This window comes from Acinetobacter sp. A2, assembly GCF_012371325.1.
Lineage (GTDB): Bacteria > Pseudomonadota > Gammaproteobacteria > Pseudomonadales > Moraxellaceae > Acinetobacter.
This window is the reverse complement of sequence record NZ_JAAZQX010000017.1, coordinates 18,889-42,802: the sequence shown is the minus strand read 5'-3', so window position 1 is coordinate 42,802 and position 23,914 is coordinate 18,889. Positions and strand designations below refer to the sequence as shown.

Here is a 23,914-nt window from a genome sequence, read left to right as displayed (position 1 = left end):
ATGAACGCCATTGATATCGTTATTCTGATTCTCTTGCTCATTGGAGGGCTGAACGGTTTGCGTCAAGGATTTATTAAAGCCTTTGCGAACTTGGTCGGGTGGATTTTTGCCCTGATTGTTGCGGCAAAATATGCCACAGTCCTCGCACCTTCAATGTCAGCGCTGAGTAGCGATCCAGTGGTGCAAAAAATTGCAGCCTTTGCCTTTATTGTTTTGGTGATTGTGGTACTCACTTGGATTGTGACCGCCATTTTAAACAGTGTATTAAAGAGTTTAAAACTGGGGCCATTAAACCGTTTGGCAGGTGGCGCATTTGGTACCTTGAAAGGTTTGCTTATTGTCCTTATAACTATTCAGGGGATTGGTCCTTGGGTAGAAAGTTCTCCTTATTGGAAACAATCTAAATTCGTACAAAGTTTATTGCCGTATGCACCGTGGGCAACTGAATTGTCTAAAGACGCTGCCAATGAGGCTTTACAGCACATCAAGTCGAAAGATGCAGCGCCATCTTCCGATGTAGCATCTGACGCAAAAGAGAATACATCTGGCGCAGATGGCTCAACGAATAATCCTTTTTATTAATCCTAGCTGGTCTGCGAGGTTGCTATGTGTGGAGTTGTTGGTATAGCTGGTAAATCACCTGTTAACCAAATGTTGTTTGATGCATTAACGATGTTACAACATCGTGGACAGGATGCAGCTGGGATCGTAACTTGCCACAATGGACGTTTGTTCTTGCGTAAAGATAACGGTATGGTACGTGATGTGTTCCATACACGCCACATGCGTGCGTTACAAGGGAACTATGGCATCGGTCATGTGCGTTACCCGACTGCAGGTTCTTCAAGCAGTGCCGAAGCGCAGCCATTTTATGTGAACTCACCGTACGGGATTACTTTGGCTCACAATGGTAACCTGACCAATGCTGAAGAAATTCATGAAGATCTGTTTAAAACAGATTTGCGTCACATGAACACAGACTCTGATTCAGAAGTGTTACTAAACGTATTTGCCCATGAGTTACAACATCGTGGCAAATTAAGCCCAACACCTGAAGATATTTTTCATGTGGTTAGCCGTGTGCATGAGCGTTGTAAAGGTGCTTATGGCGTAGTGGCAATGATCACTGGTCAAGGTTTGGTTGGCTTCCGTGATCCAAATGGTATTCGTCCACTTATTTATGGTTCGCGTGAAACAGAACAGGGTATGGAATATATCATCGCTTCAGAATCTGTTGCGATTACTGCGCTAGGCTTTAAAGTAGAACGTGATATTGCGCCTGGTGAAGCTATTTTTATTAATGATGCAGGTGAATTATTTAGCCAGCAATGTGCAGCCAATCCAGAATATCGTCCATGTATTTTTGAATATGTGTACTTTGCACGTCCAGATGCAACCATTGATGGTATTTCAGTGTATAAAGCCCGCCTTAAAATGGGTGAAAAATTGGCACATAAAATTACCCGTGAATGGGGCGAACAGCACGACATTGACGTAGTTATTCCAATTCCAGATACATCGCGTACTTCTGCTTTGGAACTGGCAAATACCTTAGGTATTAAATTCCGTGAAGGTTTTATGAAAAACCGTTATATCGGACGTACCTTTATTATGCCGGGTCAGCAATTGCGTAAAAAATCTGTCCGTCAAAAACTTAACCCTGTAGAGCTTGAGTTTAAAGGCAAAAATGTCCTATTGGTGGATGACTCGATTGTACGCGGCACGACCTGTAACGAAATCATTCAAATGGCACGTGATGCAGGTGCAAAAAAAGTGTTCTTTGCTTCTGCAGCACCTATGGTGAAATATCCAAACGTGTACGGTATCGATATGCCAGCTAAAGACGAGTTGATTGCTTCAAATCGTGATGTTGAGCAAATTCGTGAAATTATTGGCGCAGACCGCTTAATTTTCCAAGATTTGGATGATTTAAAACAAGCGGTGCGTACGCACAAAGTCCCAAATTTAACTGAGTTTGATTGCTCGGTATTTGATGGTGTTTATGTGGCTGGTGGGATTGATGAGGCGTATTTAAACGATCTTGAACAAAAGCGTAACGACTTGGCCAAAAAAGGCAAAGATGGTTACATTGATGTCAATATTGATGCCGCATCAGTTGACCTCACAGGTGTGAAAGAGAGCTAATCATTTTTCTGATTACCTCACAGAGAAAAGCGGGAAATTCCCGCTTTTTTCATTTATGATGGGTGGGTCAAATACAATGTAATTCAGGATGTTTACATTGAAGGCTGTGAGTAGTTACTTGATTAAAAATAAAAATATGATTTGGTCTGCAATCTTGTGTCTGGTTGCAGTGGCTTTGACGTTGTTTATCTTAAATACCGTATTAGGGCTTTTGGTCTATTATGTGGACTCTACACAATCCATCTATTGGCACAGTCTGAGTCCGTATTGGATTACGTTACTGCTATTAATTATGGCGCTTTCCATTATTTTGGAATTTTATGTCTTTCGCTCAGGCGGACATTCGCTTGCAAAACAACTTGGCGCACGTCGTTTAACACAATTTGAAAGTACACCTGAAGAAAGCACAGCATTAAAAATTACTGAACAACTGGCAGATACTTTTCAGATTCAAATTCCAACAGTTTATGTTTTGCCAGATGAGATTGGCGTAAATGCTTTAACCGCAGGCTTTAGTGATAAAGATATTGTAATTATTTTGACTTGGGGCGCATTACAAAATTTAGATGAGCAGGAGCTTTATGGCTTATTGAGTCATGAGTTTAACCATATTTTAAGTGGTGAAACTATTGATAATACCAAGCTGAAAATTCTTTACAGCAGTTTAACCACGTTCAGTAAATGGGGCAGTAGTATTGCCAAACTGGGTTTTGGTCAGCACCGTGACGCACCGCCGCATAAACTCGCCACATTTTTTGTGGCCGTAGGTGGCGGTATTTGGCTAATTGGCAGTTTAGGTGTACTTATTTCTCGTCTAATCAAATACATTAGTTTGAGTGGGCGTACTTTTAAAAATGATTTAAAAACCAAACGCCTGATTCAAAACAATGCCAATATTCAAACCTTGTTGCGCATTTATGTACACCATGCGGGTTCGCAAATTCACAGTGAATATTCTGAATCAATTTCTCACATGTGTTTTGCCAACTCATTGAGTCCGCAAAGTTGGATGAATATTCACCCAAGTATTGAGGCGCGTATTTTTGAGTTAGATCCAACTTTGGTGCAAGACTTACAGTTGGAAAATCTGAAACGCTTGCGCAATCAGCCTTTATTTAGTTTGTTTCGTTCGCTTGAAGAAATGAACGCAGAATATTATGCACCTTGGAGTTCCCCACAACCTTTGCCATTGCTGCGTTTATCACCCATTAGTTTTGCAATTAATGACGCAATTAAGCCGCTAAAACCTGAGATTCGCAACAATATGCCACGTCCTGAACTGATTCAACGTGCTTTGCAAACAGCGACGGGTTCACGAGAAGTGATTGTGGCTATTTTAATGATTCGTCAGTACCGTGAGTTTATTCCTGCAGAGGCGGAGGTTAGCCGTGCCATAGTCGATGCTTTACTGAATTTGGATGGGCGAGTACACATTTCAATTTTTCACGAAGCTTGTCGAAATATTGGGGGCATGCCTGTGAGTATCGCACGGCAGTTCTTGACCAAATTAGCGCGTATTATTCAAGAAGATGGCGAAATCGGCCTGTTAGATGCGTTGCTGTTGGAGCGAGTAAAGTTTGAGTTGCATTTATTACCTTTGCATACGCCTACTGCCTTGCATGAGGTTAAGCCGCAAATTGTCCGTTTGATTGATGCTTTATTGCATGTGCAACAAATTAACAGTGTGAATCAGTTAGATGTGCGTGAACGCATTTTGGAGCGTGTTTTAACTGCAGAAGAACTTATTGCCTATGACGAAATTTCAGATGAACCCATCGATTTATCTGAAATTTTAAATGACATGGCAGGTTTGTTATTGCGTGATCGCTTGATTGTTTTAGGTATTGCAGAGATTTGTTTGTGGAGTGATCGTATTATTACTCAAGATGAGTTGGACGTTTTGGAATTGTTATATTGGCGACTTGGGTTTAAAACAGAAGCAATTGTTGAGCAAATGCAGAAACAAAATAGCCTAATTATTGTGTAATAACGGCTTAAACATGCGCAGATGTTAAGTCACAATATTATTGCTACTGTTAGAGAATTGCTTTGAGTAAGGTGGTGGGTTAAAGAAAGCACAGCATTGCTTGGGCTTTCTGGTTAGAATAGCAACTGAGTCAAGCACATCAAAATTATAGGTGATGATAAAACATGATTGGGCATCAACGTGACATTTTAGCCAGTCTAGGAATCGATATTTGGGTTTCTAGAACAGCTGTGTCGCAATATTTGCCACAATCATCTGTATGGCGTGATCAAGCTGTACCTGAGTTGCAGAGTGAAATCATTGTCCCGACTGCAACAGTTGTATCAGAAACAGATATCAAACCGATACCTTCGGAACAGCGAGAAGTATCGGTAAAAAAAGCAACAGTCACTCCAGAAGTCGATGCGACTAAACAGCTTGAAGCCGAGCCTGTAGTTGAAGTGCGTAGCATGCTGCACATTGAAGCTTTTAGTATAGAGGCTTTACAGTTAGCAGATTGCCTGATTCTATGCGACAGTACTGCTTTGAGTGCGGAACAACAACAGTTATGGCGTAATATTCAATTTGCGATGCAGGCGCAATATCATGCTTTGCAATGGCCTTTCGCTTTGGAAATATTACAAGATGGCATTGGCGTAGAAAACTATGTACAAGGTTTTGTCGATGCATTATGCGCAGATAAACACGTCATCAGCTTAGGTACAATACCGCATTTTAACTCTGAACAATGCCAAACTTTAGCAGACTTGCAAGAGATGTTAGATCAGCCACTGTTGAAAAAACAGTTGTGGAATGCCATACAAGTCAAATCTATGCAAAATCAAGCTTAAGCCAATATCTATCTCAAAACTTATATTGACGTCATTACAGCGATAAAACAGGGATAATCATGCGTAAAAAAGTGGTGGTATTTAGTCAAATCGATGCAAAAATTTTAACTAAGCTTGAGCAGGATTATCAGGTGGTGCAGGTGAGTCCTAAATTGGGCGATGTGAACCAGCAACTGCTTGAACATGTAAAAGATGCAGATGGCATGATTGGCGCAGGACGTTTGCTGAATCAGCAAAATTTACATACCGCAACTAAACTCAAAGTTATTTCTAGCGTGAGTGTCGGTTATGACAATTACGACGTCAATTATTTAACACAACAAAAAATTTGCCTATGTCATACCCCGCATGTGTTAACAGAAACGACTGCTGATTTAGCCTTTACTTTACTGATGAGCGCAGCTAGACAAGTACCGCATTTAGATCAGTGGACCAAGCAGGGTCATTGGAAACGTACAGTCGGTACAGCACAGTTTGGTCAGGATATTTATGCCAAAACCATTGGGATTATTGGTTTGGGGCATATTGGTGCCGCTATTGCACGACGTGCTTTTCATGGTTTTAATATGAAAGTGGTGTATCACAACCGCCGTGAAAAAATGGAAGTGGCACAGGCGTTCAATGCAGACTATTTAAGCCTAGATGAGTTGTTGCAACAGTCAGATTTTGTAGTTTTAGCGGTCGATTTAAACACAGACTCTAAAGCACTCATTGGTCAGCGTGAACTGGATTTAATGCAGCCACATGCGGTATTGGTTAATATCTCCCGTGGTTCAGTAATTGATGAGCAGGCTTTAATTCAGACTTTGCAAGCAGGTAAAATTTTTGCGGCAGGTTTAGATGTCTATGATAAAGAACCACTGCAACAATCACCATTATTTGAGTTGGATAATGTGGTGACCTTACCGCATATTGGTTCTGCAACAGCGGCAACCCGTCAAAAAATGGCTGATTTAGCTTATAAAAACTTGGTGGATGCACTAGAAGGACGTCGTCCACAATATGTAGTCAATCCTGCTTGCTATACGCTTTAAAGCCAAGAAGCGTATTAAAAATTGATAACACATCATTGCAAATAGGTTCATTTTTCAATGTTATAGTAAATTACTATGCAAAATATGTATTTGAGATGAACCCTTGAAACGCCTATTACTCGTTTGCGGTCTAAGTTTAACCAGTCTCACGACTGCACAAAGTGCCAGTTTGAGTGCCACACCACAATTTAATGTGCCAGAAATAGGCAGTGGTGTGGGACTGATTGATCAGCAAAAAGAGCGCAGCATTGGTGAAAAAGTCTATCGGGAAGTACAGCGTAAAATGCCTGTAGCGCAAAACCCATGGCTTGAAGATCAATTGTTCAATACATTCTCACATTTACTTAGTCAAACTCAACTAGGGCAGCCAATAGGCTTGCTTATCATTAATGATCCGCAAATTAACGCTTTTGCTGTTCCTGGTGGATTATTTGCCCTAAATACAGGCTTGATTAATTCTGCACGGAAGATGGATGAAGTCGCAGGGGTGATGGCTCATGAAATTGCGCACGTATCTCAGCGACATTATAGCCGTTCACAGGAAGCATTTAAGGGGCAGGGTTTGTTGGCATTGGCAGGTGTTGTGGTTGGTGCTTTAGTTGCCTCGCAGGCGGATGGTGATGCAGGTGCAGCAGTGATGATGGGTTCTCAAGCGGCATTGATGGATCAACAACTGACTTATAGCCGTAATCAAGAGCGTGAAGCAGACCGTATTGGTATGCAATATATGTATAGTGCGGGTTATAACCCACAAAGCATGGCAGACTTTTTTGAAGTGATGCACCGTACTACCAGTCGTGTGAGTTTTTTACCTGATTTTTGGTTTACCCATCCCTTAACGACAGAACGTATGAGCGAAGCACGTTTGCGTGCTAATCAGTTGCCTGCAGTGCAGACATCATTACGAGATGAAGATTTTGAAATTTTAAAACTCTACAGTTTAGTGCTTTCGCAACAAGCGACAGAACAACAGTTGAAGGCTTTTACGACTCGGAATAATTTTGCTGCACATTTGGCTTTGGCCTATTTTTATAGTCAACAGGGCGATTTTGTTTTGGCGCAGCAAAGTATTGATCAGGCTAAAAGTCACAATCGTTTACATAATTTATTGACACTTATTCAAACTGACATTTATTTAGGGCAAAATAAAATTGATTTAGCACACAAGACCATTAGTTCACCTGCGCGCATTATGCCAGAAAATCGTGCCTTAAATTTTAAGTGGGCTGAAGTGTTGATTCGTCAGAATCAGTCAGCACAGGCGCAAACGATTCTGCAAGGTTTTTTAAAGAAAAATCCACGTGATTTATCGGCATGGAATTTAATGCAGCAAGCGGCAAATGTAGATCGGGCATCGCCACTACGCACGGTAAATGTGCTACGGTATCGCGCAGAGGTGCAATATTGGTCGGGCTGGGAAGAAGAGGCGATTAAGTCGTTATTACATGCACAGCGCTTAGCTAAAGATAATCAAGCTATGTCGGCAAATATAAAAAACCGCGTGACCGAAATGCAAAGAGAACGACAGTTAAAAATATAACTTTAAAGGTATAAGTTGAACCAATAACAATAAATACAAGGAGTTTAAAATGATTGAGGGACAATGTTTATGCGGTGCGGTGTATTATCGTTACCATGCCGAAATTGAAAAAACAGTATTGTGCTTTTGCCAGCATTGTCGTCGTGCACAAGGGGGTATTTTAGGTTGGAATAGCCCAGTTTCCCGTGAAAAATTTGAAGTGGTTCGTGGCTTAAAATATCTGAAAGAATATTTTCATAGTCCCAATAAGGCGCGAGTATTTTGTCAGGAATGTGGGAGTCCAATTTATTCCTATCGACTTGATTTACCCGATATTATTCGCTTGCGTTTAGGGACTGTGACGCAAGGTCAAATCCCTGAACCTTCTGAGCAGGTTTTCACACAATACAAACCAAACTTTCTGACAATTGCATTGTGTGAGTAGTACTTGACGGAGCATACAGTGCTAGAATAAAACCGAAATTGCGTGATGTTGTTGAATGAAAATGAAAAAATATATTTATTTATGCCTAACTTTGGGGATGTTATTACCGACGGTCTATGCTGCGAGTGCGGAGCAATATGTGATGGCAGTTGAAGAAATTAATGCACAATATAAGCAAGATACCCGACAATTTTTACGTGGCTTAAATCCACAGCAGCAAGGTTTTAGTGCACAGCAGCAACAGCAGTTTTGTGGTATTGTGAGCCGTTATGTTGATCGTTTATATCAGGCAGCCGATGAAAATCGTGCTTATTTAGACCGTCGTTATCAAAATATTAATAAACAGGACGTCATTCAGCAGGTGAGTTCATCTAAAGAAATGCAGTTACTTAATAAATATCAGGTAAAGTGTGATTTAAAATAAGCAGTTTTCGAGGTGAGTGCAAAGGCATTTCAACCTTCAATATAAACTTTATCCAGTCAATGATAGAGATAGATAAACAAAAAGATCAAACAATGTGGGATGGGAATATATAGCATATTCACTATGCAATTTAAAGATCAGCTCAGAAAGCCTGAGAGATAGAATGTTTCAGCATAACAATACTAATTCAAGCTCATCAATATTTTGAAAAATATGATTTTGGTCATTTAGCTTAATTTGGCTTTAATTTTTGCAGATACTTGCGCAGGATCGGCGCGCCCGGCTATGAGCGGACGCAGAGAGTTCATCACCTTACCCATATCTTTCATGCTAGTAGCTTGTTGCGCTTCAATTGTTTGCGCAATCATGGAATCAAGTTCTTCCTCAGTCATAGCTTCTGGTAGAAATTGAGATAAAACCTCAATTTCGGCTTGTTCCTTACTAGCTAAATCTTCTCGGCCAGCGCCTTCAAAGGCTTTAACCGATTCTTTACGTTGTTTAATTTGTTTCTCAATGACCGCAAGAACCTGAGTATCGTCAAGCTCTTTGCGCTCATCAACTTCAATTTGCTTAATTGCCGCCTGTAGACTACGAATTACCGTTAACTTATCCATTTCTTTCGCGCGCATAGTCGCTTTTAAAACGTCAGTGATTTGGTTTTTTAAAGTCGTCATTATTTAATCCAGACAGGCAATCACAAATTAATTAGTAAAGGCGAGTAGTACGTACTGATTCACGCGCCAATTTCTTTTGGTAGCGTTTAACAGCAGCAGCTTTTTTGCGCTTACGTTCTTGAGTTGGTTTTTCGTAGAATTCACGCTTACGTACGTCAGCTAAAACGCCTGCTTTTTCGCAAGAACGTTTGAAACGACGGATAGCTACGTCGACTGGTTCGCCTTCTTTCAATTTAACTTGTGGCATGAAGAATCCTCATTAAGTTATGGATAAGACCTGGGCGAAATTGCCCACGATCACAAGTGAAGGTCAGTATTTTACTCATTTACATCTCATATCACAAGTCTATAATAGGTTTCGCAATAGAATTGATACAGGTTATAGGCAATTTAATGATCGTTTTAGGCTTAGAAACATCTTGTGATGAAACAGGACTCGCCCTGTATGACAGTGAGTTAGGTTTACGTGGACAAGTGCTGTACAGCCAAATTAAATTGCATGCAGAATATGGCGGAGTGGTACCTGAACTGGCTTCACGTGACCATGTGCGTAAACTTATTCCATTAATGAATCAATTGCTTGGGCAAAGTCAGGTCAAAAAATCTGAAATTGATGCAGTGGCTTATACTCGTGGACCTGGCTTGATGGGGGCACTCATGACAGGCGCATTATTTGGGCGCACTTTGGCATTTGCCTTAAATAAACCTGCAATTGGTGTGCATCACATGGAAGGGCACATGCTTGCGCCATTGTTGTCTGCCACACCGCCAGAATTTCCTTTTGTAGCGTTATTGGTTTCGGGTGGTCATACTCAGCTCATGGCCGCCTATGGTATTGGGCAATATGAACTGTTAGGCGAGTCGATTGATGATGCTGCGGGCGAAGCCTTTGACAAAGTCGCAAAAATGATGGGCTTGCCGTATCCAGGCGGGCCAAATATTGCCAAACTGGCGGAACAAGGTAATCCATTGGCATTTGAGTTTCCACGGCCAATGTTGCACCAAGGTTTGGAGTTTTCATTTAGTGGTTTAAAAACTGCAGTTTCAGTGCAAATGAAAAAACTAGGTGATGAAAACCGTGATGCGGATATTGCAGCTAGTTTTCAGGAAGCTGTGGTGGATACGCTAGTCAAAAAATCAGTGAAAGCCTTAAAACAAACACGTTTAAAACGCTTAGTGATTGCAGGTGGAGTAAGTGCAAATACGCGTTTACGTGAGCGTTTAGAAGCAGATTTAGCGAAGATTCGTGCTGCAGTATATTACGCAGAGCCAGCATTATGCACCGATAATGGTGCGATGATTGCTTTTGCAGGTTATCAGCGTTTAAAGGCAGGACAGCAAGATGGTTTGTCTGTGACGACCACACCACGTTGGCCAATGACAGAATTGACCAATCCGACCGCAGGTTAGGTATTTAGTTGAAAAAAACAGAGGCCAAGATTAAGCCTCTGTTTTTTTATGCTGCAATTGAAGTTCTGCTCAATAACGAAGATTTAGCGAACTGCATCCATTAAGCCTTTGGTTAAGTCCTGCATCATGCCATTCATAACAGCCATACCTGCATTGTTGCAGTTTTCCAACTTCTTGCCTTCTAGTGCTTTGCCTTTGTTGGCTTCGGCTTCACATTTTTGTAAAACCTTTTTTGCCTCATCTAGGTTTTCTGCATAATATTCCTGCGTTTTCACTTGGGTACATCCTGCAAGGGTGGTGATTAAAGCTACCGTCAGCAACATATTTTTGAAATTAAACATTATTTTATAACCGTTGTTTGTTCTAAAGAGACTTCATCTTAAGTGATAAGTTTGCTATAAAATAAACAAATTGACTAAAGTTGACCATTTTAAGTCAAGCTAAACAATTGTAATTTATTGTTTATTATCTTCAGGTTGTGCCAATTATTTAAATCTAAGCATATAAATTTCAGAGCTTTTTGTGCTCTTATCTTGCAAATTTTAAAAATAAAGCAAATAACTGACAGCAGTGCTAAATTCTGTGAATCCTGTCCAATTGTGGTGTTTTAAATTATAAATTATGATTTTAAGTCTATGTTTAATAAAAAATTAATGAGATAAAATGCGATTTAAAAATACATTTTGCATCACTTGTGTGATGGGGGCAATGTTATTAACCGCTTGTGAACAGGCGGAGTCTATTCATCAAAATACCTCATCGGTGAGTCATTCAAATTTAGAAATGTCATCCAACAATGATGGTTATTCACCTTCAAGTCATACAGCCATCACCTATGATTCAGGTGCATCTTCCGATATTGCTGTAACTGCCCCAGAAGAAGTTTATGTGGGTGAACAAACTGTAGAAGCCATGCAAGCGCATGGCGAAGAGTTTTATGCAGAAACTTTGGCACGTATCGCTGCTGAACAAGGTCAATAATAGTGTGCTTGAATTAAAGGGTTACTGCCTAAAGAAATGCAGCAACCCGTAAATTTTACATAGATTTTAGTTGCTGTGAACCAATCCAGTGTTTAGAGAATTGATAAGCGGCACGACCTGAACGTTGACCACGTGCCTGACACCATCTTAATGCTTCTGCACGTACTTCGGCGGTCATTGGTATTGCTGCTTTTTGTAAATAGTGTTCTACAATTTCCAAATACAGATTTTGATCCATTGGATAAAACGACAACCACATACCGAAACGGTCAGACAGCGAAATTTTCTCCTCAATCGCTTCTTGTGGATGCAATTCGGTATATTGCGGTACATCTACACGGGTGACAGGTGTATTTTCGTGCATAAATTCAGGTAAAAGATGGCGGCGGTTACTAGTCGCATAAATAATAAAATTACTTGAACCTGATTGTAATGAACCATCTAAAACACTTTTTAAACTACGATAATTTTCATCTTCTGCGTTAAAGGCTAAATCATCGCAATAGACAATAAATTTTTCTGGACGATGCTGAATGATTTTCTGAATTTCAGGGAGTTCAGATAAGTCATCACGTTCAATTTCAATTAAACGTAAGCCTTGGTCGGCATACTTGGTGAGCAGGGCACGTACAATAGAAGATTTACCAGTCCCGCGTGAACCTGTCAGCAAGACATCATTGGCAGGTAAGCCATTTAAAAACTGCAAGGTATTTTGAATAACTTTTTCTTTTTGCTTTTCAATGCCTTTTAGGTCATCCAATTCCATTTTTCGTGGTTGTTGTATGGCAATTAACTGCTGATTTTGCCATTTAAAAGCAATTGCTGAAAAATCAGGTTCTTGTTTTAAAGCAGGTAAGCTTTGCTGTAGTTGTTGGAGTACATGCGAAAGTGATATTAAGATGTTGTCGGGTAAATCTAGGTTTGCCATGATAGTTCAGCTTTATAATTGCAGAGCGGAAAAGTACAGTTTAAGACTAGCGCAATTGACCTAGATTTGCCAATTGCTGTACTTGCTTAGTCATTGACGCATGTTATTATTTTTAAGATATTGTTGTGTATAGTAGGCATCGGCAAGCGTAGTGCTGCGAATAAACCAACGGATTGAGGGACGCTATGTTATTTAAAGATTTCACCGAAGAGGTTAATCCGCACCAAGCCTATCGCATAAAAAAATTAAAGCGCGAAATTTTAAATGCAGAATCCTATGAAGAGTGGAAAAGTATTGCCATAAAAATAGATGAAGAATCTGGCGCGCAAGAATGGAAATATGACAATAGTTCGCCATATTTTGATGCAGAAATCATTTCGCACCGTTTAAATCTTTTACGCCGTTACCGCACGACAGAACGTAGTAATGACCTGATTTATATTTTACGTGAAGGCTTAACCTTCGATATTGCCAACATTGCCCATCCTATGTTGTTTACTGCCACTTATGTTGGTACCAAAAAAATCATTGAAGACTATGTAGAAGAAGTCAGTAAAAGTTTGGCCTTTGTGGCTTCAGAAGCGTGTCAAACTTTAACCCGCGCTGAAAAAATTGCTTTTTTTGAGCAGTGCCAAACTGCGTATGGTCAGCCTGCCTTAATGTTTTCGGGTGGCGCGACTTTAGGTCTGTTTCATACGGGTGTGTGTAAGGCTTTGCTTGAGCAGGACTTAATGCCCAAAGTGCTGTCGGGTTCAAGTGCGGGCGCCATCATGACGGCCATGCTGGGTATTGCGAAACCTGAAGATGTACAACAAATTTTAGGTGGTGAATCTTTTTTCCACGAAGCATTCCAATTTAGACAAATGCGTGAAATTCTGAAAGGGAATGGCGGTATTGCCAATGTACATTATTTAAAAAAATTCCTGATTAAAAACTTAGGTGATACCACCTTTGAAGAAGCTTTTCAGAATTCAGGTTTACACATAAATGTGGCCGTGGCGCCATATGATGCTTCACAAGACCCGCGCATTATGAATAGTTTTACTGCACCTGATTTATTAGTGTGGAGTGCGGTGCTTGCATCTTGTGCCGTACCCATTTTATTTCCACCAGTACGATTAACCAATAAGCGTTATGATGGCGAGCATACCCCTTATATGGGTAAAACCCGTTGGGTAGATGGTAGTGTACGCAGTGATTTCCCACAGGAAAAAATGGCGCGTTTATATAATATTAATTACACCATTGCCAGTCAGGTGAACCCGCATGTGGTTCCTTTCATGCAAGATGATATCAAGCGCTATCGTAAAGATATGCTAAGTTGGCCAGAACGTATTATCCGCCGACAGGGGAAAGTGATTAGTCGCGGTGTCATGGACTTTGTTCGTGAGCGGGCAGGAGCTGTGCCACCCGTACGCCGTTTGCTAGATCATGGTTATGGCATTGTCGATCAGCGTTATTATGGCGATGTCAATATTGTTGGAAGTTATAACCTGCGTCATTATAGTTATATGCTGCAAAACCCTAAACCACATTTGTTCAAAATCTTACAGCGTGAAGGTGAGCGAGCAACTTGGCCAAAAATTTCCAGTATTGAAACGCATGCCCGTGTAGGCAAAACTTTGCAACATTGCCTAGAGTTATTGCATGCTCAAAATGACACGATTCCAGAGAAACGTACTGGCGCAAGTGTTGTTTAATTTTCAACTTGCCGATATTGCACAGTTTGAATTACGCAGTAAACCTCAAAGTTTATTGTATGGACGGCATTTATATCGTTTTGAATATCAAAACCAGTTTTATTGGCTGAAAGCTCAGCAACAGGGGAGTCATCCTACTGTTGAAGAAGGTTTTAGGCGTGAATATCGGTTTTATCAGCAAAAGCAACATTTAAAACATGCTTTTTTACTGCCGTGCGTGCTGATGGATCAAGAGCCTATTCATATTCAGCAACAAGAGTACACGCAGGCGTTAATTTTGCCTGAAGCAATGCCTGTATTGCAGATGGATGGTCTACCTAAGTATCTTGATGAAACCAAAGCGATATTATGGCAGGTGCTTGATGCGGTAGAGCAGTTGCATCTTTTGGGTTGGATTCATGCCGATTTGAAAGCTGAACATATCGTGCAGTTTGATGGGAAAATCAAACTATTGGACTTCGAACAAGCACGGCATATTACGGATAATCCACAGCAGCGTCTGACCGCAACGCCACGTTATATGGCGCCTGAGTTATTTCAGGGGCAGCCTAAAACTAGGCAAAGTGATATTTATGCCTTGGGCATAATTTTTTATGAATGGCTGACACAGCAACGCTTACAAGCCAGTAGTTACCAAGATTGGGCATATTTACATTGTCAAAGATTCAATTTAGATAAAGCTGAGCACATAACTGCCTTTTACCCTTTACTCAAGGCAATGCTTGCTAAGCAATATTCACAACGTTGCGCCAATATTTCAGCGTTAAAATTATGGCTTAGTGGCTGAATATGTTTAAGAAAAAAACAAAAAACAATTTTTTGTTTTTTATTTAAACAGTCATTATGCTTTTTTATAAAAAAGGCTTGTCATGAGGAAGTGATCTCTATAATATACACAGCCATCGGGGACGTGGCGAAATTGGTAGACGCACTGGATTTAGGTTCCAGCGCCGCGAGGTGTGAGAGTTCGAGTCTCTCCGTCCCCACCACTTAAATATCAAGTACACTTGATTTTAGGTTACAGAGGATTGGTGTAATGGTAGCATGACGGTCTCCAAAACCGTTCGTCAAGGTTCGAATCCTTGATCCTCTGCCAAATTAAATCCAACACTAAGTTGGTACCCGATGTTGGGGACGTGGCGAAATTGGTAGACGCACTGGATTTAGGTTCCAGCGCCGCGAGGTGTGAGAGTTCGAGTCTCTCCGTCCCCACCATAAATTAAAGAGCAAGGCATTGACCCTGCTTTTTTATTGCCTTAAATTTTTTGAGTCCATCACAAGGGCAAAAGGGCATATAAGTATAAAAAAAGCCCATAAGCATGTTATGGGCAAGATCATTGAGTGAAATGAGTTGATTAAATCTGTTTAAATTCTAATTTTTGCATCCTATCAAGTTCAACCGTTATTGCTTTAATTAAGCTTTTAAGTGATCTTCAAACTCCTCGCCTAATTTCATGGCCAAAGCGTTACCTGAAAGTTCACAGGTCACCAAACCGTACTCTTTTTGAAAACTAAAAGTAAAACCGTGTCCATCTGCTAAGTTTTTAACTGAATAACCTAACTTTTCTAACCAAATACGAAACGCAATTAAATTTTTTGCTTTCACAACCTTTTTCACGAGAGAACTCCTCTATATCCATTTATTTATTAATAGGGATATTGCGTGAATTTTTAAAGGGCAAAAATGTATTTCTGCAGATATTTTTAGAAAGCTTTGTGCAAAATAAATACGAAGTTCATTGTTTGGAAAGGATTATGAAAAATGATGAATTTTAATTAATTGATATTGAAGTAATTAATTTTTGAGTTGGTGGTTGATACAATACCTAAATTTTTGACCAAGATATGACTTGGAAATATTTTGTTAATTATTTGCATTTATCTTTGTGCTACTCATGTTAGTAATTAACGCTATCCAAAACGATAGGCGTTCTAAAAGTACTAACACGGGCAAAATAAGAAATTAGATTTTATACAGCAAGCCATTGCAGCAGCAGTAAATAAGTGGGGATTTGTTTATACTGGTGCCTGATTGAAATTTTAAATTTGAATAATATGACAGTGCCCAGTATTGAACAGCAAGTGATGAGTATGGTTGAAAATATGCGTGTACAGGGGCAAGAGGCTGTAGCCGTGATGCTCGGTCATGAAGACTGGCTGTTGTTTTCTTCACAATCAAAAGTGGCTTATACGCCTTTTGGCAGTGCACGCCGTTATCAGCCTGCATTGTCAAATTTATTATTAGTACGCGTGGATGAAATGCAGGCCTTACGTGTGGTAACGCAAACCCAGTTGGATGAGTTCGCGGCAAGCCATCAAATTTTATAAGCAATCTGTGTTGTGTAATTGAACATCGAGATGACTTATAAATCCATTTAAAAATTATCTTTCAATTCACGTAATTTTTGAAACTCTTGGACGCTTTCTGCTCTTAAAAATGGATTGGTTTCGAGTTCCAATTCAATACTGCTTGGCAAAGTCGGTTGATTCAGCATACGCAAGTTTTCAATATGTTGATAACGCTCCTGAATTGCCAAATTTTCAGGTTCTACATGCAGCGCAAATTTTGCATTGGTAAGGGTGTATTCGTGGGTGCAATACACTTGGGTTCGTGGTGGTAAAGCAGCTAAACGATTGAGCGATTGGTACATTTGCTGATGTGTACCTTCAAAAACTCGCCCGCACCCCATTGCAAATAAGGTGTCGCCGCAAAACAAGACATCTAGCTCATCTATAAAATACACAATATGCCCAAGGGTGTGCCCAGGCACGGCAATGACATCTACAGATAAATCATAAAACTGTACTTTATCTTGATGTTGTAAAGGGTGGGTGATAAAAGGAATCTTACTCAGTTCATCGCGTGGGCCATAAACTGGCAAGTTGCGTTCTGCAATGAGTTCAGGTACACCGCCAATATGGTCTTGATGCCAATGTGTCAGCCAAATTTGTGCAATCTCTAAGCCATGGCTTTGGCAAAAATCTTCAACGGGTTTGGCATCGGTAGGATCGACTACTACCACTTGTTTACTGTCACAATGTTCAAGCAACCAAATATAATTTTGTGAAGGTTTTTGCGCATCAATAAGATGAACTTGGTAGTGCATGCTCAATTCCTAAAATTTTAATCGCTTGTTGCTATTACAGCATGCTTTCGCTAGGGAGTAAAAGCTTAGCTTTTATGTTGGCAGCATAAGCCATATTTGTTTCATTCTGATTGTGAATCAGGTCGTAATACTCATTTAAGAACATAAAAAAATGCCGTGATCAACACGGCATTTTTTAAACAATTATTTAAGCGACTTAGCGAATTTTTGCTAAGAAACGGCCTAAACGCGTCATTGCTTCACGTAATTCATTTTCTGCAGGTAAGAACACAACACGGAAATGGTCTGGTGTAGGCCAGTTAAAACCTGTACCTTGCACTAACAGTACTTTTTCGGCTTTTAGTAAATCCAACATTAATTTTTCGTCATCTTCAATCGGATAGACGTTTGGATCTAATCTTGGGAAGCAGTACATCGCACCTTCAGGTTTCACACATGACACGCCTGGAATTTCATTTAGCATTTCCCAAGCAATGTTGCGCTGTTCATATAAACGACCACCTGGACGGATCAAGTCATTGATAGATTGATAACCACCCAATGCTGTTTGTATCGCATATTGTGCCTGGTGGTTGGCACACAGACGCATGGAAGCAAGCATGTCCAAGCCTTCAATGTAGTCTGCGGCACGTGATTTATTGCCTGTAATGGCCATCCAGCCTGATCGGAAGCCTGCAATACGATATGATTTAGACAAACCGTTGAATGAAATACAGAGCTGATCACCTGCCAGTGCAGCTACAGCAACGTGCTCAATACCGTCATAAATGATTTTGTCGTAAATTTCATCGGCAAATAAAATCAGGTCATATTTTTTAGCCAGTGCAACAATTTGTTCTAAAACATGACGCGGATAAACCGCACCTGTTGGGTTGTTCGGGTTAATGATGACAATACCACGTGTATTTGGCGTGATTTTGCTTTCCATGTCGGCAATGTCTGGGTACCAGTGGTTTTCTTCATCACATTTATAGTGAATAGCAGTACCACCCGACAAATTCACCGCAGCTGTCCATAATGGATAGTCAGGCATTGGCACCAGCATTTCATCGCCATCATCCAATAAACCTTGCATCGCCATAACAATCAGTTCAGACACACCATTGCCGATATACACGTCATTCACGTGCATATCAAAAATGCCTTTTTGCTGATAGTACTGACAAATGGCCTTACGTGCAGGAAAAATCCCTTTAGAGTCGGTATAGCCAATTGCATTGGGTAAGTTCAATGCAACATCATTAATAATTTCCTGTGGAGCTTCAAAACCGAATGGGGCGGGGTTGCCAATATTCAGTTTAATAATTTTATGACCGGCCTCTTCCATTTCATTGGCCGCTCGTAACACAGGTCCGCGAATGTCGTAGCATACATGCTCGAGTTTTGATGATTTTTTTATTTCGCGTGGAGTCGTGTTACCAAGTACGGACATAGTTCCATCCAATGATTTTAAGATTAACAAAATATAGATTACTGAAATATCACAATCTATGCTGAAATTTAGCTAGATATTTTGCAAGCTCTAGCGTAAATATGGAAGTACTGAAGCATGACACTGAATGTCAAAGATTTAAAGGAGTTAGTGATGGGAAAACTCAATAAAACAGACCGAGAATGGCAAAGAGAGTTATCACCAGAGGAGTTTCGGATTACACGACAAAAAGGGACAGAGCCTGCGTTCACGGGGAAATATTGGAATACTAAACAACAGGGTGTGTATAGCTGCCGTTGTTGTGGCACAGCGTTGTTCTCATCTGAAACAAAATATGACAGTGGCAGTGGTTGGCCTAGTTTCTATCGTCCAATTCAGCCTGGAGTAGTTGAAGAGCACCATGACAGTTCACATGGTATGCAGCGTACAGAGATTGTTTGTCATCATTGTGACGCACATTTAGGGCATGTTTTTGACGATGGGCCACAACCGACAGGATTGCGTTATTGCGTCAACTCGGCTTCATTAGAACTTAAAACACAAGAAAAAAATGATGAGGGAAATTATCCATGACTAGCATTTATCAGTTTGAAGCTGAATTATTAGACGGAGAAAATAAAGCTTTTAGTGATTATGAAGGCAAGGTGCTATTGATTGTGAATACAGCCAGCAAATGTGGTTTTACCCCACAATTTGCGGGTTTGGAAAAATTGTATCAACAATATAAAGACCGTGGTCTTGAGGTATTAGGTTTTCCATGCAATCAATTTGGCGGGCAAGACTCTGGCTCCAATGAGCAAATAGGGAGTTTTTGTCAAAAAAACTATGGGGTCAGTTTTCCCATGTTTAGTAAAATTGATGTGAAAGGCCCAGAAGCACATGCAATTTTCCGTTATTTAACCAATAACAGTAAGGGGATTTTAGGCAATGGAATTAAATGGAACTTTACCAAGTTTTTAATTGGCAAAGATGGCAAAGTCTTAAACCGTTTTGCTCCGACAACTAAACCTGAAGATTTGCAGGCGGAAATTGAAAAAGCTTTGGGCTAATTAATAATATTAAAAATATGTATTAGATAGAAAGACCTTTCGAGGTCTTTTTTGAATATTAATAAGATTAAGTTGTTGTAAAATTCATATTTAAATTATTTATTATGAAAATATTAAAAACAAAGAAATGCCTAAGCATTTCTTTTGCACTACGGATTAATATTTTACATCAATCGTATAAGTGTCTTTATAAATACCAGCCAATTGTGTTGCTTTTACTTCTTCTGCAAGCTTAACATTTAATTTAAAGGGGCTTTGTTGCACAAAGATTTCATAACTATTTGATTTTAAAAGTTTTGATTATTTTTTGATCCAAAATTAAATACATTTAAATCAGATGCTTACATATTTATGCAACAAAGCCGTGCAGCGTATGTTTTATAAAACCGCTTTCAGACGTTGAATCACTTGTTCGCATTGCGCTAGATCTGCGACTAATGCCAAGCGTACATGATTTTCCCCTGGATTGCCTTGTGCGGTATCACGTGACAAGTAACGTCCAGGCAGTACCTTAATGTGTGCTTTTTCCATGAGCATTTTTGCAAATTTTTCATCATCTTCTACCTGAAGCCAATAATAAAAACCTGCATCGGGTTTTTTCAATGGAAGCAAATGCCCCAATTCAGTTTGGAATAGTTCAAATTTGGTACGATATTGTATGCGATTATCTTCGACGTGTTGCTCATCGTCCCATGCAGCAATAGACGCTAGTTGATGTTGCACAGGCATCGCAGCACCATGATAGGTGCGGTATTGCAAATACGGTTTTAATAAGGATGCATCACCTGCAACAAATCCTGAACGCATACCTGGTAAATTAGAACGCTTAGACAATGAATGAAGTACGATACAGTTTTTGTAATCATCGCGTCCAAGTTCAGCACAGACTTCTAGTAAACCAGTTGGCGCTTGGTCAAACCATAACTCTGAATAACATTCATCGGATGCAATTACAAAACTATATTGATCTGACAATGCAATCAGTTTTTTAAATTGTGCTTTAGACAGTACTGCACCTGTTGGATTGCCCGGTGTACACACAAATAACAACGCTGTTTTTTCCCAGACTTCAGCAGGCACAGCATCAAAATCACCTAAATAACCATTGGCTTCGGTACAATTGATGAAATATGGCTTGGCACCAGCCAGTAAAGTAGCACCTTCATAAATTTGATAAAACGGATTTGGCATGACCACATAAGGTGCATCTTCACGTTGAATCACTGCCTGAACAAATGAAAAAATTGCTTCGCGTGTACCTGAAACAGGCAAAACTTGAGTTTCAGGATTCACTTGGTTTAAATGAAAACGCTGGGTGAGCCAATTGGCAATACTTTGGCGTAATTCAGGTAGACCTTTACTGTTCGGGTAGGTCGATAAGTGCTGAAAATTATCAATAATGGCCTGTTTGACAAATTCAGGTGCAGGATGCTTAGGTTCACCAATAGACAGTGGAATTAACGGTAGATTTGCAGGTTGTACATCTTGAAAGAGTTGGTTTAACTTTTCAAAAGGGTAAGGGTGCAAGAGAGATAAACTCGAGTTCATGAATGTTCCGTTAATTGAAGTTAGTGTTGACCACAGACCTGATTAGAGGCTTCATCCAAAGCAGATTTCAGCTGCAAGGCAAAGGTATCCGCTTCAGCATGGGTCATGGGTTGCCCATCTTTTTTGGTGACAAAGAAAATGTCTTCTGCACGCTCACCAAGTGTGGCAATTTTGGCAGAGTGAATATCTAAGCCCTGCATCATAAACAGACCACCAATTTTGGCGAGAAGCCCCGGGTGGTCAAGTGTGGCAATTTCCACCATGTTTTGATTGAGGGCTGTATTGAAAGTAATTTCAACAGTATTTTCAATATCAAAATGGCGTAATTGACGTGGGATACGACGTTGCATCAAACCTGGGTATTTATCCGACTGACTTAGTGCATCGATCAGTGCATCAATAACCATTTTTTCACGCTCAGGATCGGTCAGGAGTGTGCCAAATCGGTCTAATACAACATAAGTATCTAAACTAAAGGATTTAGTCGCGGTAATAATCCGTGCATCCTGAACATCCAAATTCATTCGGTCTAAAATGGCCACAGTAGTGGCAAATAGGTTGGGTTGATCTTGGGTATAAATAAAAATCTGTACTGCATCTTGTGCTGATTTTCGGTGCGCACGCATGAGCACTAATGGTGCATGATTATCGCCATGCTCCAAAATTGCGCGGGTGTGCCATGCAATTTCATCGGCAGATTCTTTCAGGAAGTATTCATCGCCCAGTTCTTGCCAGACTTTTTCAACATCGCTGAGTGAAAAATCATTTACCAAAATTTCACTGGCTGCAAATTTTGTGTCTTCAATCAACATTTGATAATCGACTGGACGGCCTAAACCTGAACGAATCACATCCCTTGCCTGTGTGTACAATTGACGCATTAAGGATGCGCGCCAAGTGTTCCAAAGGGTAGGGTTGGTGGCATTAATATCGGCAACAGTTAAAGTGTACAGATAATCTAAATGCTCCATATCCCCCATTTTTTCGGCAAATTCTTTGACTACGTCAGGGTCTGAAATATCTTTTTTCTGTGCCGTGACAGACATTAATAAATGATTTTTGACTAGCCATGCGACCAAGTTGCATTCACGTTCGGTAAACCCGTGTTTGCGACAAAATTCGATGGCATCGACAGCACCAAGCTCGCTATGATCTCCACGACGGCCTTTGGCAATATCGTGGAAAATTGCAGCTAAATAAATAATGTCACGACGTACTAGACGTTGGAACACAGAGCTAACCACAGGAAAGGCTTTGGCAAACTCAGGCTCTTTGAAGCGGCTCAAATTACGCACCAACAGTAAGGTGTGAGCATCTACCGTATAAATATGGAACAGGTCATATTGCATGAGACCTGTAATTTGCCCGAATGCAGAAATGTAATTGCCTAATACACCCAAGCGCTTCATTGTCACTAATGTTTTATATAAACGATGTGGTGAGCGCAAAATGGCCATAAAAAGGGCTTGATGTGCAGGGTCATCTCGGAAACTTTGATCAATACGCTTTGCGGCCAATGCAAGTAAGCGTAAAGTACGTGCACGAATCCCTTTAATTTCTGGGCGATTGGCCAGTAAATAGAAAATTTCTAAAATCGCACTTGGTTTTTCTGAGAAAATTTTATGGTGCTGAACTGCAAGCTTGCCATCCACCAATTTAAAATTTTCATTAATTTCTTCAATTTGGCGTTCGTAGTTTGGCAGGCGTGGGGTAATTACAGATTCATTAAAATAGGCCAACAACATTTCATTCAGGGCAGAAACCTGCTGTGCAGAGCGATAATAACGCTTCATGAATTGTTCAATTGGGTAGTTTGGTGGTTTGCCTTCTTCACGGACATAGCCAAAAGTGGCAGCGATATCACGTTGATAATCAAACAATAAACGATTTTCATCACGCTTGGTCAGGCGGTGCAAATGGTGGCGAATTTCCCATAAAAAGCTTTCAGCTTCTTCAAGTACACCTAATTCAAACTCAGAAATAAAACCTAAATGCACCAAGTCATAAATACGATTGACCCGAAAATGTCGTTTAGCAATCCAACCAATTTGGTTAATGTCACGGATGCCGCCTGGGGCATTTTTAATATCAGGTTCTAGATTGCTTTCCGTGTCATTGTGCTGTGCATAACGCTTGCTTTGTTCCTGCATTTTGGCATCAAAAAAGGTTTTATCTGTCCAAGTTTGCGAAACAATACGACGTGGCCATTTTGCCAGTTGGGTGTTACCAGTAATTAAACGAGCTTCGATCAGGGCAGTAGCGACTGTTAAATCGCTAGTAGCCTGAATCACACAGTCTTGAATGGTACGTACGCTGGTTGCAGGTTTGAAATTACCGACATCCCACAATGATGAAATAAAGGTCGAGATCAGTTGCTCTTGTTCTGGGCTAATGGCATCTTCCGACAAAATCATAATGTCTACATCGGAATAAGGCAGCATTTCTTTGCGCCCATAGCCACCCACAGCAAATAGACTTAAATCAGTTTGATCCAATTCAGCGTGTTGCCACAAAAATGTCAGGGCTTCGTCTATCAGATTGGAACGTGCCAAAATCACTTCACGGATGGATTGTCCATTTTCAAAACATTGTTGTAGCTGATTTTCGACATCTGTACGCCATTGGTTAATCGCTTGAATGTCATGGTTGCTTTTCACATAGTTCAGCAAGGGTAATGTATTGATCATGGACAATTCCGTTA

The 23,914-nt window shown here is 40.3% G+C and carries 24 protein-coding genes and 3 tRNA genes; 18 read left to right on the top strand and 9 right to left on the bottom strand.

Going from position 1 to position 23,914, the window contains the following annotated elements:
• From HHA43_RS08105 to HHA43_RS08070, 8 genes are all read left to right on the top strand, one after another.
• Positions 1-582 carry a CvpA family protein gene (locus HHA43_RS08105; RefSeq protein ID WP_070156001.1) on the top strand — a complete coding sequence of 194 codons (582 nt, stop codon included), beginning with the start codon at positions 1-3 and terminating at the stop codon, positions 580-582.
• A 24-nt stretch (positions 583-606) separates the two neighbouring features.
• Entirely contained in the window at positions 607-2,145 is a 1,539-nt protein-coding gene (gene purF / locus HHA43_RS08100) for an amidophosphoribosyltransferase (protein ID WP_168419176.1), read from the top strand.
• A 97-nt stretch (positions 2,146-2,242) separates the two neighbouring features.
• Positions 2,243-4,132, top strand: coding sequence for a M48 family metalloprotease (locus HHA43_RS08095; protein ID WP_168542334.1), 1,890 nt, complete (start codon positions 2,243-2,245; stop codon positions 4,130-4,132).
• A gap of 164 nt (positions 4,133-4,296) precedes the next feature.
• Entirely contained in the window at positions 4,297-4,962 is a 666-nt protein-coding gene (locus HHA43_RS08090) for a hypothetical protein (RefSeq protein WP_168542318.1), read from the top strand.
• A 59-nt stretch (positions 4,963-5,021) separates the two neighbouring features.
• Positions 5,022-5,996 (top strand): 2-hydroxyacid dehydrogenase, encoded by a 975-nt coding sequence (locus HHA43_RS08085; protein ID WP_168542316.1) that lies wholly within the window; start codon positions 5,022-5,024, stop codon positions 5,994-5,996.
• A gap of 103 nt (positions 5,997-6,099) precedes the next feature.
• Positions 6,100-7,536 carry a M48 family metalloprotease gene (locus tag HHA43_RS08080; protein ID WP_168542314.1) on the top strand — a complete coding sequence of 479 codons (1,437 nt, stop codon included), beginning with the start codon at positions 6,100-6,102 and terminating at the stop codon, positions 7,534-7,536.
• A 49-nt stretch (positions 7,537-7,585) separates the two neighbouring features.
• The gene (locus tag HHA43_RS08075; protein ID WP_168542312.1) at positions 7,586-7,960 is read left to right on the top strand and encodes a GFA family protein; all 375 of its coding nucleotides are present in this window, start codon (positions 7,586-7,588) and stop codon (positions 7,958-7,960) included.
• A gap of 61 nt (positions 7,961-8,021) precedes the next feature.
• On the top strand, positions 8,022-8,384 hold the full coding sequence (locus tag HHA43_RS08070; RefSeq protein ID WP_168419408.1) for a hypothetical protein: 363 nt from the start codon (positions 8,022-8,024) through the stop codon (positions 8,382-8,384).
• Between the two features lie 227 nt (positions 8,385-8,611).
• On the opposite strand, the gene HHA43_RS08065 is transcribed toward HHA43_RS08070, so the two are convergent.
• Together HHA43_RS08065 and rpsU are read right to left on the bottom strand one after the other, a co-directional pair.
• Positions 8,612-9,058 carry a GatB/YqeY domain-containing protein gene (locus HHA43_RS08065; RefSeq protein WP_168542310.1) on the bottom strand — a complete coding sequence of 149 codons (447 nt, stop codon included), beginning with the start codon at positions 9,056-9,058 and terminating at the stop codon, positions 8,612-8,614.
• Between the two features lie 31 nt (positions 9,059-9,089).
• Positions 9,090-9,305: a 30S ribosomal protein S21 gene (rpsU, locus tag HHA43_RS08060; RefSeq protein WP_001136722.1), complete on the bottom strand. Its 216-nt coding sequence runs from the start codon at positions 9,303-9,305 to the stop codon at positions 9,090-9,092.
• A gap of 146 nt (positions 9,306-9,451) precedes the next feature.
• Between rpsU and tsaD the strand changes: the two genes are divergently transcribed.
• Positions 9,452-10,468 carry a tRNA (adenosine(37)-N6)-threonylcarbamoyltransferase complex transferase subunit TsaD gene (tsaD, locus tag HHA43_RS08055; RefSeq protein ID WP_168542308.1) on the top strand — a complete coding sequence of 339 codons (1,017 nt, stop codon included), beginning with the start codon at positions 9,452-9,454 and terminating at the stop codon, positions 10,466-10,468.
• A gap of 83 nt (positions 10,469-10,551) precedes the next feature.
• Here the strand turns inward: tsaD and HHA43_RS08050 are convergent, their stop codons facing one another.
• Positions 10,552-10,809, bottom strand: coding sequence for an EexN family lipoprotein (locus tag HHA43_RS08050; RefSeq protein ID WP_168419411.1), 258 nt, complete (start codon positions 10,807-10,809; stop codon positions 10,552-10,554).
• A 322-nt stretch (positions 10,810-11,131) separates the two neighbouring features.
• Here HHA43_RS08050 and HHA43_RS08045 point away from each other — a divergent pair, with 322 nt between their 5' ends.
• On the top strand, positions 11,132-11,449 hold the full coding sequence (locus HHA43_RS08045; RefSeq protein ID WP_168542306.1) for a hypothetical protein: 318 nt from the start codon (positions 11,132-11,134) through the stop codon (positions 11,447-11,449).
• A 55-nt stretch (positions 11,450-11,504) separates the two neighbouring features.
• Here HHA43_RS08045 and HHA43_RS08040 read toward each other — a convergent pair whose 3' ends face one another.
• Entirely contained in the window at positions 11,505-12,377 is an 873-nt protein-coding gene (locus HHA43_RS08040; protein WP_168526336.1) for an ATP-binding protein, read from the bottom strand.
• Positions 12,378-12,562: 185 nt separating this feature from the next.
• Between HHA43_RS08040 and HHA43_RS08035 the strand changes: the two genes are divergently transcribed.
• From HHA43_RS08035 to HHA43_RS08015, 5 genes are all read left to right on the top strand, one after another.
• Positions 12,563-14,077: a DUF3336 domain-containing protein gene (locus HHA43_RS08035; protein WP_168419414.1), complete on the top strand. Its 1,515-nt coding sequence runs from the start codon at positions 12,563-12,565 to the stop codon at positions 14,075-14,077.
• Entirely contained in the window at positions 14,034-14,864 is an 831-nt protein-coding gene (locus HHA43_RS08030; protein WP_168542304.1) for a serine/threonine-protein kinase, read from the top strand. Before HHA43_RS08035 ends, HHA43_RS08030 begins: the two co-directional genes overlap by 44 nt.
• 117 nt (positions 14,865-14,981) lie before the next feature.
• Positions 14,982-15,066 (top strand) — tRNA-Leu (locus HHA43_RS08025).
• A gap of 33 nt (positions 15,067-15,099) precedes the next feature.
• Positions 15,100-15,173 (top strand) — tRNA-Trp (locus HHA43_RS08020).
• 34 nt (positions 15,174-15,207) lie between these two features.
• Positions 15,208-15,292: transfer RNA gene (locus HHA43_RS08015), tRNA-Leu, on the top strand.
• 199 nt (positions 15,293-15,491) lie between these two features.
• Here HHA43_RS08015 and HHA43_RS08010 read toward each other — a convergent pair.
• A complete protein-coding gene (locus tag HHA43_RS08010) occupies positions 15,492-15,695 on the bottom strand; it encodes a hypothetical protein (RefSeq protein ID WP_004971452.1) in 204 nt (67 codons plus the stop codon).
• Between the two features lie 437 nt (positions 15,696-16,132).
• Between HHA43_RS08010 and HHA43_RS08005 the strand changes: the two genes are divergently transcribed.
• Positions 16,133-16,405 carry a hypothetical protein gene (locus HHA43_RS08005; protein WP_168419416.1) on the top strand — a complete coding sequence of 91 codons (273 nt, stop codon included), beginning with the start codon at positions 16,133-16,135 and terminating at the stop codon, positions 16,403-16,405.
• A 47-nt stretch (positions 16,406-16,452) separates the two neighbouring features.
• Here the strand turns inward: HHA43_RS08005 and gloB are convergent, their stop codons facing one another.
• Positions 16,453-17,184 carry a hydroxyacylglutathione hydrolase gene (gene gloB / locus HHA43_RS08000; RefSeq protein WP_168542302.1) on the bottom strand — a complete coding sequence of 244 codons (732 nt, stop codon included), beginning with the start codon at positions 17,182-17,184 and terminating at the stop codon, positions 16,453-16,455.
• Positions 17,185-17,380: 196 nt separating this feature from the next.
• Entirely contained in the window at positions 17,381-18,616 is a 1,236-nt protein-coding gene (locus tag HHA43_RS07995; RefSeq protein WP_168419418.1) for a pyridoxal phosphate-dependent aminotransferase, read from the bottom strand.
• Between the two features lie 153 nt (positions 18,617-18,769).
• Here HHA43_RS07995 and msrB point away from each other — a divergent pair, with 153 nt between their 5' ends.
• Together msrB and HHA43_RS07985 are read left to right on the top strand one after the other, a co-directional pair.
• Positions 18,770-19,189 carry a peptide-methionine (R)-S-oxide reductase MsrB gene (gene msrB, locus HHA43_RS07990; protein ID WP_168542332.1) on the top strand — a complete coding sequence of 140 codons (420 nt, stop codon included), beginning with the start codon at positions 18,770-18,772 and terminating at the stop codon, positions 19,187-19,189.
• Entirely contained in the window at positions 19,186-19,665 is a 480-nt protein-coding gene (locus tag HHA43_RS07985) for a glutathione peroxidase (protein ID WP_168542300.1), read from the top strand. The genes msrB and HHA43_RS07985 overlap by 4 nt, the downstream gene beginning before the upstream one ends.
• Positions 19,666-20,043: 378 nt before the next feature.
• Here HHA43_RS07985 and dapC read toward each other — a convergent pair whose 3' ends face one another.
• The gene (dapC, locus tag HHA43_RS07980) at positions 20,044-21,213 is read right to left on the bottom strand and encodes a succinyldiaminopimelate transaminase (protein WP_168542298.1); all 1,170 of its coding nucleotides are present in this window, start codon (positions 21,211-21,213) and stop codon (positions 20,044-20,046) included.
• Positions 21,214-21,233: 20 nt separating this feature from the next.
• Positions 21,234-23,900: a [protein-PII] uridylyltransferase gene (gene glnD, locus HHA43_RS07975; RefSeq protein WP_168418622.1), complete on the bottom strand. Its 2,667-nt coding sequence runs from the start codon at positions 23,898-23,900 to the stop codon at positions 21,234-21,236.
• Positions 23,901-23,914 lie beyond the last annotated feature (14 nt).